We start from the raw sequence: 13,453 nt of genomic DNA, 5'->3' as shown, positions 1-13,453 counted from the left end.
GTATAGTTATTAATATTAGCAAGAGAATTGATAGTATATAAACTCCACTTACGTTGGTTAAACAAACTATACGAAGCCATAACTTGCCAATATGATGAAGCTAAATTCTTCTGGAGATAATAATTGTTAGTTGTTACACCAGTAAGAGACTGTCCACCAATAATATTGTTTGGAGTAAACTCATAATTCAAGTTTAATGATAATAATTTTCCTGAAGCAGATGGAAAGTTTACATTTAGCTTAAAACTATGTTTTTCCATGATTGATAAAGATGGATTCCCTAACTGAATGGATGTAATATTTGAACTATCTGGTATTGGAAATAATTGTTGAGTATCAGGATATTGATATTTTTTTTGATATAAAGCTGAAACTTTCCCTTTTGGCAAAATACTATATTCAGCATAAATTTTAGGAATAAAAACCATCCTGTTATCTTCAATTATAGTTTCTGGAAATTTCTTTGAAAACCTTAAATATGTTAACCCTAAGCCAGAAGCTAACTGCCAGTGCCTTTTCTTATAAAGTAATACAGCTTGAACACCTAATTCTGAACTGAGCACTTCAAATGTAGGAATACTTGAAAAACCAAGAAAATCGTCATAGGTATTGTTAATGCTATTCCAATTATATACTGATTGTTTATAAAACTTCTGATCAATTTTATTAAATATTTTTGTATCTAATAGCCATGTTCTTGATAAAGGTAAACTGTGTTGAAACTGAAAATCTATAAAGAGATTATTAAAGGGCTGATTACGAAGCTGATTGTTTGAATCTAATAATGATGATGATTGTTTGAGCGTATTAGCATATTGAAAATCATCTTTCTTTTGCTCCCAATATCCAGCTAAATATAAAGATGATACTCTTCCGGGTTTCTGATGACGATGAATGAATTGTAATTGTTGATTGGCAATAAAATTATGTTGAGTCCGATAAGATTGATTATCAAAAATATTAAGGTCGTTTACATCTATTGATGCTACTGAAGATGTGCTATTGTATTTACTATTTATTGTAGCATTAGTCCAACGATAACTTTGTAGCCACTTTAAAGTATTCTTAGCATCAACTTTCCAGTTTAACCCTACTGTATTAAGCCATTCATAAGTTTTGTAATTTCTATTATCTGAAATATTCTTAAATAATTCCTTATCTGAAAAATAAAGTGACTTTTTATTTAACTCTTGATAGCTCCTTTTATTTGCATCCAACACTGAAAAAGCAATCCAATCTTGATTCTTAACCTTAAAACTATAATTTATACCAGTTGTCTTATTTGTATTAATACCATCATCATTAATAGAGGTAGGTAAATATTTGAATTTACTAGCCTCGGTAGCATAACCATCTATAAACTCTGTTAAAGAATATGCTCCGTCTATTCTCTTAAAAAAACTACTGGCTAAACTAATAGAATTTCCTATCGTTGCATTTTTTTGATTTAGATTGTTGGCTGTACTAAAAAAACTTAAAAATTTATTAGGGGATATTCTATTAATCTTTATTCCTTCGCTTTCTCTATCAAATGAACCTGCTAGCACTTCTACTTCACCATAAATACCTTTTTTTCTACCTTCTTTTAATCTGATATTTACTTCATTTCTTTGGTTATCACCATTAGGTAGAATTTCTAAAAAAGCAACCATATCTGCTTTTAAAAGCATCAAAATAGTTTTAGGGTTTCCACCAAATATGCTCATACCCTCTATTGTAATATTGCTAATTGGTTTTCCAAACAAATAAATTTGCCCATTAGGAGTTATCATTCCTCCGGGAAGATTATTTATTAATTCTGTAGCATCACTTTGAGGCTTGGTAAAAATATTTTTAGCATTAATTACAAGTGTATCTCCTTTCATGGTTATTAAAGGAGAAGCCTTTACCTCTACTTCTTGTAGAAGGATATTTTTCTCTTGTATAGTAATAACAATTGGCTTACGTAGCGTATCTAAATTAAAAGTTATTGATTCAGTTTTATAGCCAAGTGCGCTTACTTCTAGAGAGTGTTGACTTCTACCTGATATATTCAGGTTAATACAGGTATCTTTCGCTTGAAAGGTCTTAGAAACTTTAGTATTTAGCGAAATGGAACAAATAGCACTAGTTGGCTTTGGAGAAAAATGTAAACAAACAGAAAAGTTTTGAGCCTCAAGTTGATGTAAAGTTATAAATAGGAATAAACTTAAAATGGTTTTAGCTTTTATCATGAAGTTTTAAACATGTAGATTTATAAGATAATTTCTAAATAGGCTAATTAACCCCACGGCATTAGACATCAATAAGAATAGATTGTCATGAAATAGAGCTTCTTGATTTTTTATATAGTAGTATATTACAATACTGAACATATAACTCTTGTAAAAGTAAATTTAAATCAATTATTTTGCAACCAACACTCATTTAAATTTATACATAATGAAATACATCTTAACAATTTTAGTCATCTTCAGTTTGCCCCCATCGATGTTCTCGCAAGGTGAATTAACAAATAAGACAATCTCTACCCAAATTGAAATAATTCCACAATCTGATCCCACCACTAACTCAACATCCAAAAATGGCGTCACATTTGTACAAAATATTGGTACTCAAGAAAAAACTTACCTTAGAGAAACGAAAATTAAACTAAAATCAAATGATTTATTACAAATCAGTCGCGTTATCAAACGAATAAAAGTTAAGATAAGAATTAAAACAGAAGAAAAAATTTACGATTCTGAAAACCCTTTTGACCGAGATTTTACCACTGAATCTTTAGGAAAAAGATATGATAGCTATATAAATAGCCCCGAAGAGTCTATTTTCAATGTCAAAACAAATACATTTGAAAATACCTACCGTAACGAAATGTTTCAGAGCGTTTGGCAAGAATCTATAAGATTACATCCTGTTGACGAATGGGACTATCTTCTTCTTAATAAGCCTACATTTTCATTAAATGAAATCTGGACAGATACTATAAAAACAAAAAAAGCTACCTTTATTAACACATATCAATGCCTCAAATTTAATAACAATCAAGCTCTAATTACCCTTAAAAGTCAGGTTATTTCCAATAGTACATATCAATCTAGAAAAATAAGTAATATAGCTATTACCAGCGGTATTAGCTCGAACTATTATGAAGGGGAATTGTTAGTAGATAAAAATACTAAATTAATTTCGACAATAAACCTGGCCCATACAACCCAACAAACAAGCAATACAATGGAGATGCACCTGCAATCCGAAAAAAGTAGTAAAATCTCTGTAAAGAATCAAATTAAAGATAATACCAAATAATGCACTTTACTACCATGGGCTAAGTAAAAAATGCTTACTTAGCCCATGGTAGTGAATATCTATTAATCCACCAATCTAAATACCCTATTCCAACGAATTTTGCTAAAGAAACTCTTGTTAGGGTCTAATGACATCCAAGTGAATACGGCCTTACCAACGATATGGTCAGCAGGTACAAAGCCCCAGTAACGTGAATCGGCTGAATGATGACGGTTATCACCCATCATAAAATAATAATCTTGTTTAAAGGTATAAGAAGTAATTGCCTGGCCATCAATCATGATTTTATGTCCGTCTATCACCACATTTTTATTACCCTCATAATATTTAATGACGTATTTATATTTATCAACATTAACAGCATTTAAGGGAATAGTTAAGCCTTCTTTAGGAACCAGCAACGGTCCGAAATTATCCCTGTTCCACACATAAGAACTACCAAACATAGCTGTTGCCCCGTCATCATTTGTTCTACTATCCTGAGAATCAGCCGTCCCTTTGTGCATAATCACTTTTTTGATGTCTTGTACCCAAGGTTTTTGCTTTAATGCATCTACGTTTGCTTGAGATGTATTGATAACGTACTTAAATTTACTTTTAGTAGAATCAATATTTTGAATTTCATCCACCGTATAAGGAATAGTAAAATTGTCATTAGGGTCTCCAGCAGCATCAACACCATTTGTAATGCCCATTTCTTCAAAAATACTTGCCTCCTCCGCACTTAAGGTTTGCAAATCTTGTTTGGCATAAAGCAGGTATTTATGTTGCATTTTTACAGGATTTTCCATTGGTTTCCCATCAACGTATACTTGTGTATCACGTATTTCAATGATTTTGCCTGGGGTACCGATACAGCGTTTGATATAATACGTTCTTAAATCAATGGGAGCATCGCCATCGGGCGTAAAATTGGGTACATTAAATACTACTGCGTCTCCTTGCTTTACTTCCGAAAATCCCGGTAAACGTTTGATTGGTAAATCTATCCAAGATAAATATGATGGAATATTTGTTCCCCATATTTTCTGATGTGTCAGGGGTACTTGAAGGGGTGTTTTAGGCGTACGCACGCCATAGTGTAGCTTGCTTACAAATAAATAATCCCCCACCATCATAGAACTCTCCATAGAAGGAGTAGGTATTGTATAAGCTTCAAAAAAGAAGAAACGTATTAAAGTGGCTGCTACTACTGCAAATACTACGGAATCAATCCATTCACGGAAAGGCGATTTTGTTATAGGTTCTTTTTTCTCTGTCATTTTATCTGTCTTGAAAATATGTTTCTTATCATTAGTCGGAAAAATATTTAATCAATTACAGTAATTGAAAAGAATTTTATCAATTATCTATGAGTGGATAGACTAGCTATAAAACAAAAAACGTGTAAATGAATAAAAGTATCATTTACACGTTTTGATGGTGGGCTAAATCCTACTAGTTAACAAATCTAAAGATTCTGTTCCAACGAATTTTACTCAAGAAGTTCTTATTTGGGTCTAATGACATCCAAATAAATACCGCCTTACCAACTATGTGGTCAGAAGGCACAAAGCCCCAATAACGTGAATCCGCTGAATGATGACGGTTATCCCCCATCATAAAGTAATAATCTTGCTTAAATGTATATGAAGTGATTGTTTTGCCATCAATCATAATTCTATGACCATCAATCACTACATTTTTGTTATCCTCGTAGTATTTAATAATGTATTTGTATTTATCTACATTACCCGAGTCTAGCTTAATAGTTAAGCCTTTGCTAGGAATCAACAAAGGCCCATAGTTATCTCTATTCCATATATACGAACTACCAAACATTGGCGTAGCACCATCGTCGTTGGTCATGCCATCTTGTCCGTCAGGTGTATTTTTCGCTGCTTTTAACAAATCTACGCTCACAAATGATTTCATTTTCTTGAACTCATCGATATTTCCTTGATAAGTATTTACGATATAGTCGTGCAAACCCCCTACTAAGGAATCTTGAGCAGTCAAGTTTACTTCCATCCAGTTAGCATTCGACTGTCCTGTAGCATCTACTCCATTAAAAATATTATGCTCTTCAAAGAACTCTTCTGTTAACTGCTCTTTTACTTTTAAGATATATTCATGCTGTAATTTCGGTGGATTTTCCATCGGTTTACCGTCGATATATACCTGTGTATCACGAATTTCTAATGTTTTACCGGGAGTTCCGATACAACGTTTGATATAATAAGTTCTTAAATCAACTGGGGCATCTCCGTCAGGCGTGTAGTTAGGTACATTAAACACTACAGCATCACCTTGCTTTACATCAGAGAATCCAGGAAGACGCTTGATAGGTAAATCTAACCAACGTAAATAAGAAGGAATATCTGTTCCCCATATTTTCTGATGTGTTAAAGGTACTTGAAGAGGTGTTTTGGGTGTACGAACGCCATAATGTAATTTACTTACAAAAAGGAAATCACCAACCATCAGTGAACTTTCCATTGATGGTGTAGGAATTGTATAGGCTTCAAAAAAGAAGAAACGTATTAATGTGGCCGCTACTACTGCAAATACTACAGAATCAATCCATTCGCGAAAAGCTGATTTTTGTTTAATTTGTTTTTTTTCTGACATTTTATATATGTTGGAAATATTTTTCCTATGGTTATTATCGAATAGTTTATAATAGAATTACAATTTAGCTATGAGCTATGAGCTATGAGCTATGAGCTATGAGCATTAAGCTTTGAGTTTTTTAGCTGATTGCTCACGGCTGATAGCTCAAAGCTAAAAAAAGCTAAAAAGCCAACAAATCACTCATTCCAAAAACGCCTTTCTTGCCAACAATCCATTCTGCGGCAATGACTGCACCTAAAGCAAAACCTTCACGACCATGTGCAATGTGCGAGATTTCTATTTGATCAATCTCTGAAATATATTTTACAATGTGCGTTCCTGGTACTTTTCCTTCGCGTGCCGACCAAATAGCGATTTCGTCATCAGCAGGATTTTCATTATTTATCCATTTGCTTTTGCCTTCAAGGTTTTCTATCAACCCTTCAGCAATCGTAATAGCTGTTCCAGATGGAGAATCTTTCTTTTCAGTATGATGAATTTCTGTAGTCGAAACCGAATATTGTTTCTGCGGTTTCATGAGTCTTGCCAACATTTTATTCAATTGGAAGAAAATATTTACTCCAATAGAATAATTGGACGACCAAAAGAAAGCGCCGTCTTTTTCAATGGCTAAGGCTTCAACTGCTGGTTTATTTTCAAGCCAGCCAGTTGTACCACATACTACAGGAACACCTTTATTTAAACATGCTTTAACATTTTCAAAAGCAGAAGAAGGGTGACTAAATTCAATGACTGCATCAATTTGTGAAGGACTTAAGGCTTCAAACTCATGACGATTAGTGATGTCAATACGAGCAACTATTTGATGACCTCGGTCTAAGGCAATTTTCTCAATAACCTTTCCCATTTTTCCATAACCGAGTAAAACAATATTCATAATTAAAAGTTTGATTGTATAATTGAATATTCCCAAACGGGATTTATTATTAAATTTTATTACTTAAAAGCAAAAGTAATTTTGGCACCATACACCGTATTCATCATATCGGGACTTGTAAGTGTCGGCTGAATTTTCAGTGAAATATCATCCGTCAAATCAAAGGTTTTTAAGTGGGCAGTCACGTTGGCATCAATGATATTAGCAGCCCACACGACGGCTAAAATCAGATATGAGCCATCTCTGTTCCTACGATAACCATTTACAATCGTATTGAGTTGCGCAGAAGTGTATTCTCTTTGTACTCCACTATTGTCTCCATATAACGTAATTTTAGCGCTAGATGGTGGCGTAGTTACTTGGAAGTTATCAATATATTGCTGTTTATAATACGCATATCTAGCATGATTCGTTACAATAAAGTAAATATTTACAGCAAATCCGCCATATACCAAAGGCAATTTCCAGTATTGTCTATTATAAATTTGCCCCCATCCAGGTACCATTGCCGAACGGATAGTGGAAACTCTAGGAATGATTTTATAAGGCTTTTTTACAGAATCTTTCTTTGCAATGGCAGTTTCTACTGAGTCTTTAAGACTTTCTACGTTACCTCCTTTCAAAACTTGTGCTTTGTTTTCAAGCAACAAGCCAAGAAAAAAAAATAAGCCAAATAGTAATTTCTTCATTTTAGTTTTTGAACTTCAACGCAAAATTACCGCTAATATTCCGTCTGGTGAAGGGTAATTAAGATTTTTTAAGAGAAAAATCCAGTCCTCTTTTGAAATGTAGAAGGACTGGATTCTCAACTAAGCTTTTATAGCCAATAATATTTTATCAAGTTCTTCCTGAGAAGTAAATGGAATTTTAATTTCTCCTTTGCCTTTATCATCTGCTTTTACCGTTACTTTAGCCCCAAAATAGGCTTGTAAACGAAACTGTAAACTCCTGATTTCTTGCTTTACTCCTCCTCCAATAGCTTTTTTAGCAGTATTCACTAAAGATGCATTGGCTAATTCACGAACAGCTTCTTCTACTTTCCTAACAGACCAATCATCTGCAATCGTTTTCTGAAAAATGTCTAATTGTTGTTCTCTATCAGGGATATTGATGATGGCACGTGCATGACCCATTGATATTTTAGTATCTCTGAGTGCTACTTGGATAACATCTGGCAATTTCAGTAAGCGGATATAGTTATTAACTGTTGTGCGGTTCTTCCCTACCCTATCTCCTAGTTCTTCTTGTTTTAAAGAACATTCCGTAATCAATCGCTGGTAACTTAAAGCAATTTCAATCGCATTCAGGTTTTCACGCTGAATGTTTTCAATCAATGCCATTTCTAGCATCTGTTGGTCGTCGGCGGTTCTTACATAAGCGGGAATGCTTTTCAAGCCTGCTCTTTTTGAAGCCTGTAAACGACGTTCTCCAGAAATCAATTGAAACTTATTAGGTGCAATCTGTCGAACAGTAATTGGCTGAATAATACCTTGTACTCTGATTGAATCTGCTAATTCGTTCAAGGCCTCTTCGTCAAAATGTGTTCTTGGTTGATAAGGGTTTGTTTCAATCAAATCAACCGATATTTCATTCATCGAACTAATTTGCTCTAAACGAGTAGGACGTTCGATTGGCGTAGCCGGTTGGTGACGGCTCTGCGTGTTATTTACCTCGTCAGAATCTTGAAGTAAAGCTCCTAAGCCTCTACCAAGTCCGACACGTTTTTTTACTGCTGGGATTTCTACTTTACTCATCTCTTCTACTATAAATAAAGAATAGATTCTTCTGAAATAAACATCAACTTATGAAGAAAAATCTACTCTTGGGTGACATATCCATTTTTTGCCAAAACCTCACGAGCAAGGTTTAGGTAACTAATTGCCCCTTTGCTTTCTGAGTCATGTGCAATGGCTGGCACACCAAAGCTTGGCGATTCTGAAAGACGGATGTTTCTAGGAATGATGGTATTGAATACCATATTATGAAAATGGGCTGTTACTTCGGCAACTACTTGGTTTGACAAACGAACTCTTAAATCATACATTGTCAATAAAATACCTTCAATCGCCAAATTGGTATTCAAACGAGATTGAATGATTTTAACGGTATTTAATAATTTACCAAGACCTTCCAAAGCAAAATACTCGCACTGTACAGGAATAATCACTGAGTCTGCGGCAGTGAGGGCATTAATCGTAATTAAACCGAGCGATGGCGAACAGTCGATAATGATAAAGTCGTAATTATCGAGAATTACCCCTAACGACTCCTTCATTTTTTGTTCACGGTCACGAAGGTTAATCATTTCGATTTCGGCACCCACCAAATCGATATGAGAAGGAATAATATGGAGATACGGTAAATCTGTAGCAATGATAATATCTTGTACATTTACTCCATCGACCATACATTCATAAATTGAATTTTCGATTTCCTTGGGGTTGAATCCTAAACCAGAGGTAGAGTTCGCCTGCGGGTCAGCATCAACAATGAGTGTTCTGAATTCGAGAGCGGCTAAACTTGCCGCCAAGTTAATAGTGGTTGTCGTTTTTCCAACTCCTCCTTTTTGGTTGGCTATGGCAATTATTTTCCCCATCTTGGATTTTTCTGAGTTACAGTCTTTTTTAAGCTAGGTTATTAAATTATAAATAGTGAAAAGAAGCTATAAAAAGTATTTTTGATAATTCTTACCTCTTTATTACTAAAAGTTAATTCTCAATTCCCAGTACCTCAAATAACAGACTTCAAATATCGTCCTTTCTCACCATATAAGCAAAGAGTGTTCCACAAAATGTTTCACGAATAGTAATTTATAAGGATTTGTACTAATGCGATTCAGTATTAACTATCAATACTTGTGTTAGTTTTATAAGTTAAAATGATTATTTTTATTTGGTTAAAAATTAGATTAAGACAATAAAAGTGAAGATTTTTAAATATAATTAGCAGTAAAGTACAAAAATTGTATATTTAACAATCTTTTCATTAAGTAGCCAAAATTGTTTCTAAAACTCAGAGAATGTATTTTAGCGTAATTTTATTAAGTTTAATTTTAACATTTTCTTTACATTTCATTCACATACTTTATTAACACATTTATTTTATGACATCAAAATCCATTGAAACCGAGGTGGTTCAGAAATCAAATAGCTATCCCAAAGCTGTTCCCTACATTATCGGAAATGAAGCCGCCGAACGATTTAGTTTTTATGGGATGCGTTCTATTCTTCCTACTTTTTTGATTGCACAATTTTTCAACCCTACTTTCAATCCACTTCTTCAACAAACTGCCGAAGCCCAATCTAATCAAAAAGTGCACATGTTTGTTGCCTTGGCATACATCATGCCCATTTTGGGAGGTATAGCAGCTGATTGGTTTTTCGGAAAATATAAAGTGATATTATACGTGTCTATTTTATATTGTTTTGGACATCTAATGTTAGCAATGTTTGACACTAACTTAGCATTATTCTCGTTGGGATTAATTGTAATTGCTGCGGGTGCTGGAGGTATCAAATCAAATGTATCTGCTAACGTGGGTGACCAATTTGACAAAACCAACGAGCACTTTATGTCTAAAGTATATGGCTGGTTTTATTTCTCAATCAACTCTGGCTCAGTAGTATCAAACATTTGTATTCCAATAATTTATAAGAATTATGGTGCTGCTTGGGCTTTTGGAGTACCTGGTATTTTAATGGTATTGGCTACGATAATATTCTTCTCAGGTAGAAATAAATATGTAAAAGTGCCACCGATGGGAATTAATAGGAATAATTTTATTTTTATTTCTTTTTATGCTCTAATTAATATTGGTAAAAAACAAAAGGGTGACCATTGGCTAGACGTTGCTAAGGCTAATTATGACCCACAAAAAGTTGACGATATAAAAGCTGTCTATCGTTTAATCATTGTATTTGCTTTTATTCCAATATTCTGGGCTTTGTGGGATCAAAATTTGTCGGAATGGGTTTTACAAGCTCAAAAAATCGATTTAAACACTGGCTTAGGCTTTGCTTTATTACCAGAACAAGTACAAGTATTCAATCCTTTCTTTTTAGTAAGCTTTATTCCTGTTTTTACGTATTTTGTGTATCCTTTCTTTGACAAACTAGGTATCAAAACTACGCCATTACGTCGTTTAGGAGTTGGTTTTTTTCTTACCGCTTTGTCTTTTGTTATTATTGCATTAATTCAAGAAAGTATTGATGGTGGTGGTAAGCCTTCTGTTTGGTGGCAAATATTAGCTTATTTAGTGTTAGCATGGGGTGAAATCTTAGTTTCAATTACAGGATTAGAATATGCTTATACTAATTCGCCAAAATCAATGAAATCTACGATGACTGCTATTTTTTATTCAACTGTTTCTATTGGTAATTTAGCGGTTTCTCTTATCAATGAAAACATTGTAAACAAAGGCTTCTTTGCTCAACTAGATGGTGCCAAGTATTTCTGGTTTTTTGCAGGATTGATGTTTATCTCATTCTTGATTTATATCTCTATCGCATCTAAAATGAAGGAAACACGCTATGTAGGGATAGCGGAATAAATTTCAATAAGACTTAAAGACACTAGATACAAGACGTTAGACACAAGAATTTAGCAGTATGATTTATTGAAAGTCTATTTAAAAAAGTCTTAAATCCTGTTTATTTTAGTCCTAATATTTCGGACTACGAAGGGCAACCTCAAGGGGTTGCCCCTACAGGTAGGCTCGAGTTGTATTCGTCCTATCAATCGTTTACTTGTGAACCTATATTTTCAGATATGAAAAATGACTTGAGAAATCAAAAAACAATCCTGTGTCTTAGTCTTTTAAATCATTTCAGTTTGAAACTGAAATGATTTATTTAATTACAAGTGACGCTTCTCATAACACTTGTACTGGTTGGAATATTTACTCAGTTGTTGCTATAACCGCACCAAATTTAAACATTAAACCTGGTCTAAATACTGTGCCATCGGTTATGGATACCCATTTCCACTTGCCACTATGAAAAGTCCAGTAATAGCTTCGTGCATCATCAGAGCTGTTATCTATTTTAGTTAAAGGTAAATATGGACAGTTTGAATGTTCTTCAGAACGATTCTTATTGGTCAATTCCCATGTTGAACGACAAAAGAATTCTAAGGCAATACATAAACCATCGCTTGGGAAATCTATGTTGTAATCACTGAGGTCAACAATTATATTACTTGATAGTTTGTTTACCTTTAAAAGTAAGTTTGCTTGTAATAAATCTTTGTCTGGAATACCACTTTGCTTGTTAAATGCTAATATCCTAACTCTTACTCTTGGGGCTTCGCCAAACTTAGAAAAACCACTTAAATCATACTTTACTTCTTTCAAGAAACCTTTTATATTGTTCTGATTGGGTAAATAAGTAGCATAAATTTCAAGATTTGTTATTCCTCCGGGTCTCATTACCGATTTACCACTTTTTTTAAAGTTATAGTACCCCATTTCTACATCTACGTTCTTTTTGTTTTTTTTGGGTTTTGTTGCATTGATGGATATTTCGGCTAATGCTGTACTTTGCTCATCAAGGGTTATTAGGTTAATGATATCTTTTTGAAAATTCTTTACAGGTACTTGTAAGGTTTTGTAACCAACACTCGAAACAATGATTGTATCATTCATATTTCTGATATTCCAATTAAACTCACCTTCTTCTGAAGTATGTAGCCCAACATAAGATTTTGGATGATACACGGTAGCAAACGGAATACCAACCTTGGTTTTAGCATCAATAATTTGTCCCTTTACCGTTTGAGAAAAAGTATTGTTATTGGTAAAATAAAAGATAAAAATCAGGAAAATTAAATAAAGACGATTATGCATTATTTCTTAAAGGAATTTAAAAACAACGAAGATTACACTGATTACAAGAACGAATGTTTTTCACTTGTCATTGTAATTTAGTGTAATCTTCGATTAAAAATAGTTTTATTATTGGGCTTGAGTAAACGACTATTCAAGCATTGAGTTAATATTATCAGCACAAGCTGGTGGATCTACAACATTATTGTTAGCATCTCTCCAGACATTTCTGTCAGATACTGCAATACCAAATACATAGTAAGTCTCATGATTGACTGTGTATCCTGAATTGCCACATGCTACGGCGCGTCCTCCAGAAGATTCCCATCCCCAAAATTTTGCGTAGGTAGATTCGACTGTTGCGAAAACTAAAATGATTGATAATGTAGCTGCTTTAAAACGAGAAGAAGTAAGTGTTGAATTTTTCATAATACGTGTTGAATTTATTGTTTAAAGTAATGAGTAACAAATATATTAAGTTTTTCAAATAATATATTTTTAAAATTAAATAACTTATTATACGGTAGTAGAACTATTATTTCTCTACTTTGTGGAGAATTGAAATATTACTTGAAGCGAGGTAGATTCTTAACTGATAAACTTGTAATAGTTTGATTTTAATCGTTTTATAAACAAAATACCTACTCCCAATAACTTTTTTTGATCTTCTAAAATTGGCTTGAACAATCAGAGATTGTCATTATCTGAGCCTCGAAGTCAGAGACTTCGAAGAGCGAGGGTTTATCTTATCAATGAAAACATTGTAAACAAAGGCTTTTTGCTCAACTAGATGGTGCCAAGTATTTCTGGTTTTTTGCAGGATTGATGTTTATCTCATTCTTGATTTATATCTC

The 13,453-nt window shown here is 33.4% G+C and carries 11 protein-coding genes; 2 read left to right on the top strand and 9 right to left on the bottom strand.

Going from position 1 to position 13,453, the window contains the following annotated elements; translation table 11 throughout:
- A partial coding sequence (locus tag AC07XN_RS19380; protein WP_494744238.1) for a hypothetical protein occupies positions 1-2,213 on the bottom strand: 2,213 nt, incomplete at its 3' end.
- A gap of 208 nt (positions 2,214-2,421) precedes the next feature.
- Here AC07XN_RS19380 and AC07XN_RS19375 point away from each other — a divergent pair.
- Complete coding sequence (locus AC07XN_RS19375) at positions 2,422-3,288, top strand: hypothetical protein (RefSeq protein WP_494744237.1); 867 nt, start codon at positions 2,422-2,424, stop codon at positions 3,286-3,288.
- A gap of 62 nt (positions 3,289-3,350) precedes the next feature.
- Here the strand turns inward: AC07XN_RS19375 and lepB (AC07XN_RS19370) are convergent, their stop codons facing one another.
- The 6 genes from lepB (AC07XN_RS19370) to AC07XN_RS19345 all read right to left on the bottom strand — a co-directional run bounded on the left by lepB (AC07XN_RS19370) (position 3,351) and on the right by AC07XN_RS19345 (position 9,374).
- Complete coding sequence (gene lepB, locus AC07XN_RS19370) at positions 3,351-4,550, bottom strand: signal peptidase I (RefSeq protein ID WP_494744236.1); 1,200 nt, start codon at positions 4,548-4,550, stop codon at positions 3,351-3,353.
- 175 nt (positions 4,551-4,725) lie between these two features.
- Positions 4,726-5,898, bottom strand: a complete 1,173-nt coding sequence (gene lepB / locus AC07XN_RS19365) for a signal peptidase I (protein WP_309920023.1) — start codon at positions 5,896-5,898, stop codon at positions 4,726-4,728.
- Positions 5,899-6,061: 163 nt separating this feature from the next.
- Entirely contained in the window at positions 6,062-6,778 is a 717-nt protein-coding gene (gene dapB / locus AC07XN_RS19360) for a 4-hydroxy-tetrahydrodipicolinate reductase (RefSeq protein WP_309920025.1), read from the bottom strand.
- Positions 6,779-6,837: 59 nt separating this feature from the next.
- Positions 6,838-7,467 carry a DUF5683 domain-containing protein gene (locus AC07XN_RS19355; protein WP_494744235.1) on the bottom strand — a complete coding sequence of 210 codons (630 nt, stop codon included), beginning with the start codon at positions 7,465-7,467 and terminating at the stop codon, positions 6,838-6,840.
- A 120-nt stretch (positions 7,468-7,587) separates the two neighbouring features.
- Positions 7,588-8,532 (bottom strand): ParB/RepB/Spo0J family partition protein, encoded by a 945-nt coding sequence (locus AC07XN_RS19350; protein ID WP_309920031.1) that lies wholly within the window; start codon positions 8,530-8,532, stop codon positions 7,588-7,590.
- A gap of 62 nt (positions 8,533-8,594) precedes the next feature.
- Positions 8,595-9,374, bottom strand: coding sequence for a ParA family protein (locus AC07XN_RS19345; protein WP_309920033.1), 780 nt, complete (start codon positions 9,372-9,374; stop codon positions 8,595-8,597).
- Positions 9,375-9,881: 507 nt separating this feature from the next.
- On the opposite strand from AC07XN_RS19345, the gene AC07XN_RS19340 reads away from it, so the two are divergent.
- Positions 9,882-11,327, top strand: coding sequence for a POT-type proton-dependent oligopeptide transporter (locus AC07XN_RS19340; protein WP_494744234.1), 1,446 nt, complete (start codon positions 9,882-9,884; stop codon positions 11,325-11,327).
- A gap of 348 nt (positions 11,328-11,675) precedes the next feature.
- Here AC07XN_RS19340 and AC07XN_RS19335 read toward each other — a convergent pair whose 3' ends face one another.
- Complete coding sequence (locus AC07XN_RS19335) at positions 11,676-12,620, bottom strand: carboxypeptidase-like regulatory domain-containing protein (RefSeq protein WP_494744233.1); 945 nt, start codon at positions 12,618-12,620, stop codon at positions 11,676-11,678.
- A 129-nt stretch (positions 12,621-12,749) separates the two neighbouring features.
- On the bottom strand, positions 12,750-13,028 hold the full coding sequence (locus AC07XN_RS19330; RefSeq protein ID WP_309920042.1) for a hypothetical protein: 279 nt from the start codon (positions 13,026-13,028) through the stop codon (positions 12,750-12,752).
- Positions 13,029-13,453 lie beyond the last annotated feature (425 nt).

It is taken from the genome of Arcicella sp. GW458-12-2-14-TSB2 (assembly GCF_059423785.1).
The sequence above is the reverse complement of the archived record's forward strand: the minus strand, read 5'-3'. Positions and strand labels throughout refer to the sequence as shown.

What these genes read in the sequence shown, in the direction of transcription:
- AC07XN_RS19375 (WP_494744237.1), top strand. Translation starts at nt 2,422, where the DNA reads ATGAAATACATCTTAACAATTTTAGTCATCTTCAGTTTGCCCCCATCG.
- lepB (WP_494744236.1), bottom strand. Translation starts at nt 4,550, where the DNA reads ATGACAGAGAAAAAAGAACCTATAACAAAATCGCCTTTCCGTGAATGG.
- lepB (WP_309920023.1), bottom strand. Translation starts at nt 5,898, where the DNA reads ATGTCAGAAAAAAAACAAATTAAACAAAAATCAGCTTTTCGCGAATGG.
- dapB (WP_309920025.1), bottom strand. Translation starts at nt 6,778, where the DNA reads ATGAATATTGTTTTACTCGGTTATGGAAAAATGGGAAAGGTTATTGAG.
- AC07XN_RS19355 (WP_494744235.1), bottom strand. Translation starts at nt 7,467, where the DNA reads ATGAAGAAATTACTATTTGGCTTATTTTTTTTTCTTGGCTTGTTGCTT.
- AC07XN_RS19350 (WP_309920031.1), bottom strand. Translation starts at nt 8,532, where the DNA reads ATGAGTAAAGTAGAAATCCCAGCAGTAAAAAAACGTGTCGGACTTGGT.
- AC07XN_RS19345 (WP_309920033.1), bottom strand. Translation starts at nt 9,374, where the DNA reads ATGGGGAAAATAATTGCCATAGCCAACCAAAAAGGAGGAGTTGGAAAA.
- AC07XN_RS19340 (WP_494744234.1), top strand. Translation starts at nt 9,882, where the DNA reads ATGACATCAAAATCCATTGAAACCGAGGTGGTTCAGAAATCAAATAGC.
- AC07XN_RS19335 (WP_494744233.1), bottom strand. Translation starts at nt 12,620, where the DNA reads ATGCATAATCGTCTTTATTTAATTTTCCTGATTTTTATCTTTTATTTT.
- AC07XN_RS19330 (WP_309920042.1), bottom strand. Translation starts at nt 13,028, where the DNA reads ATGAAAAATTCAACACTTACTTCTTCTCGTTTTAAAGCAGCTACATTA.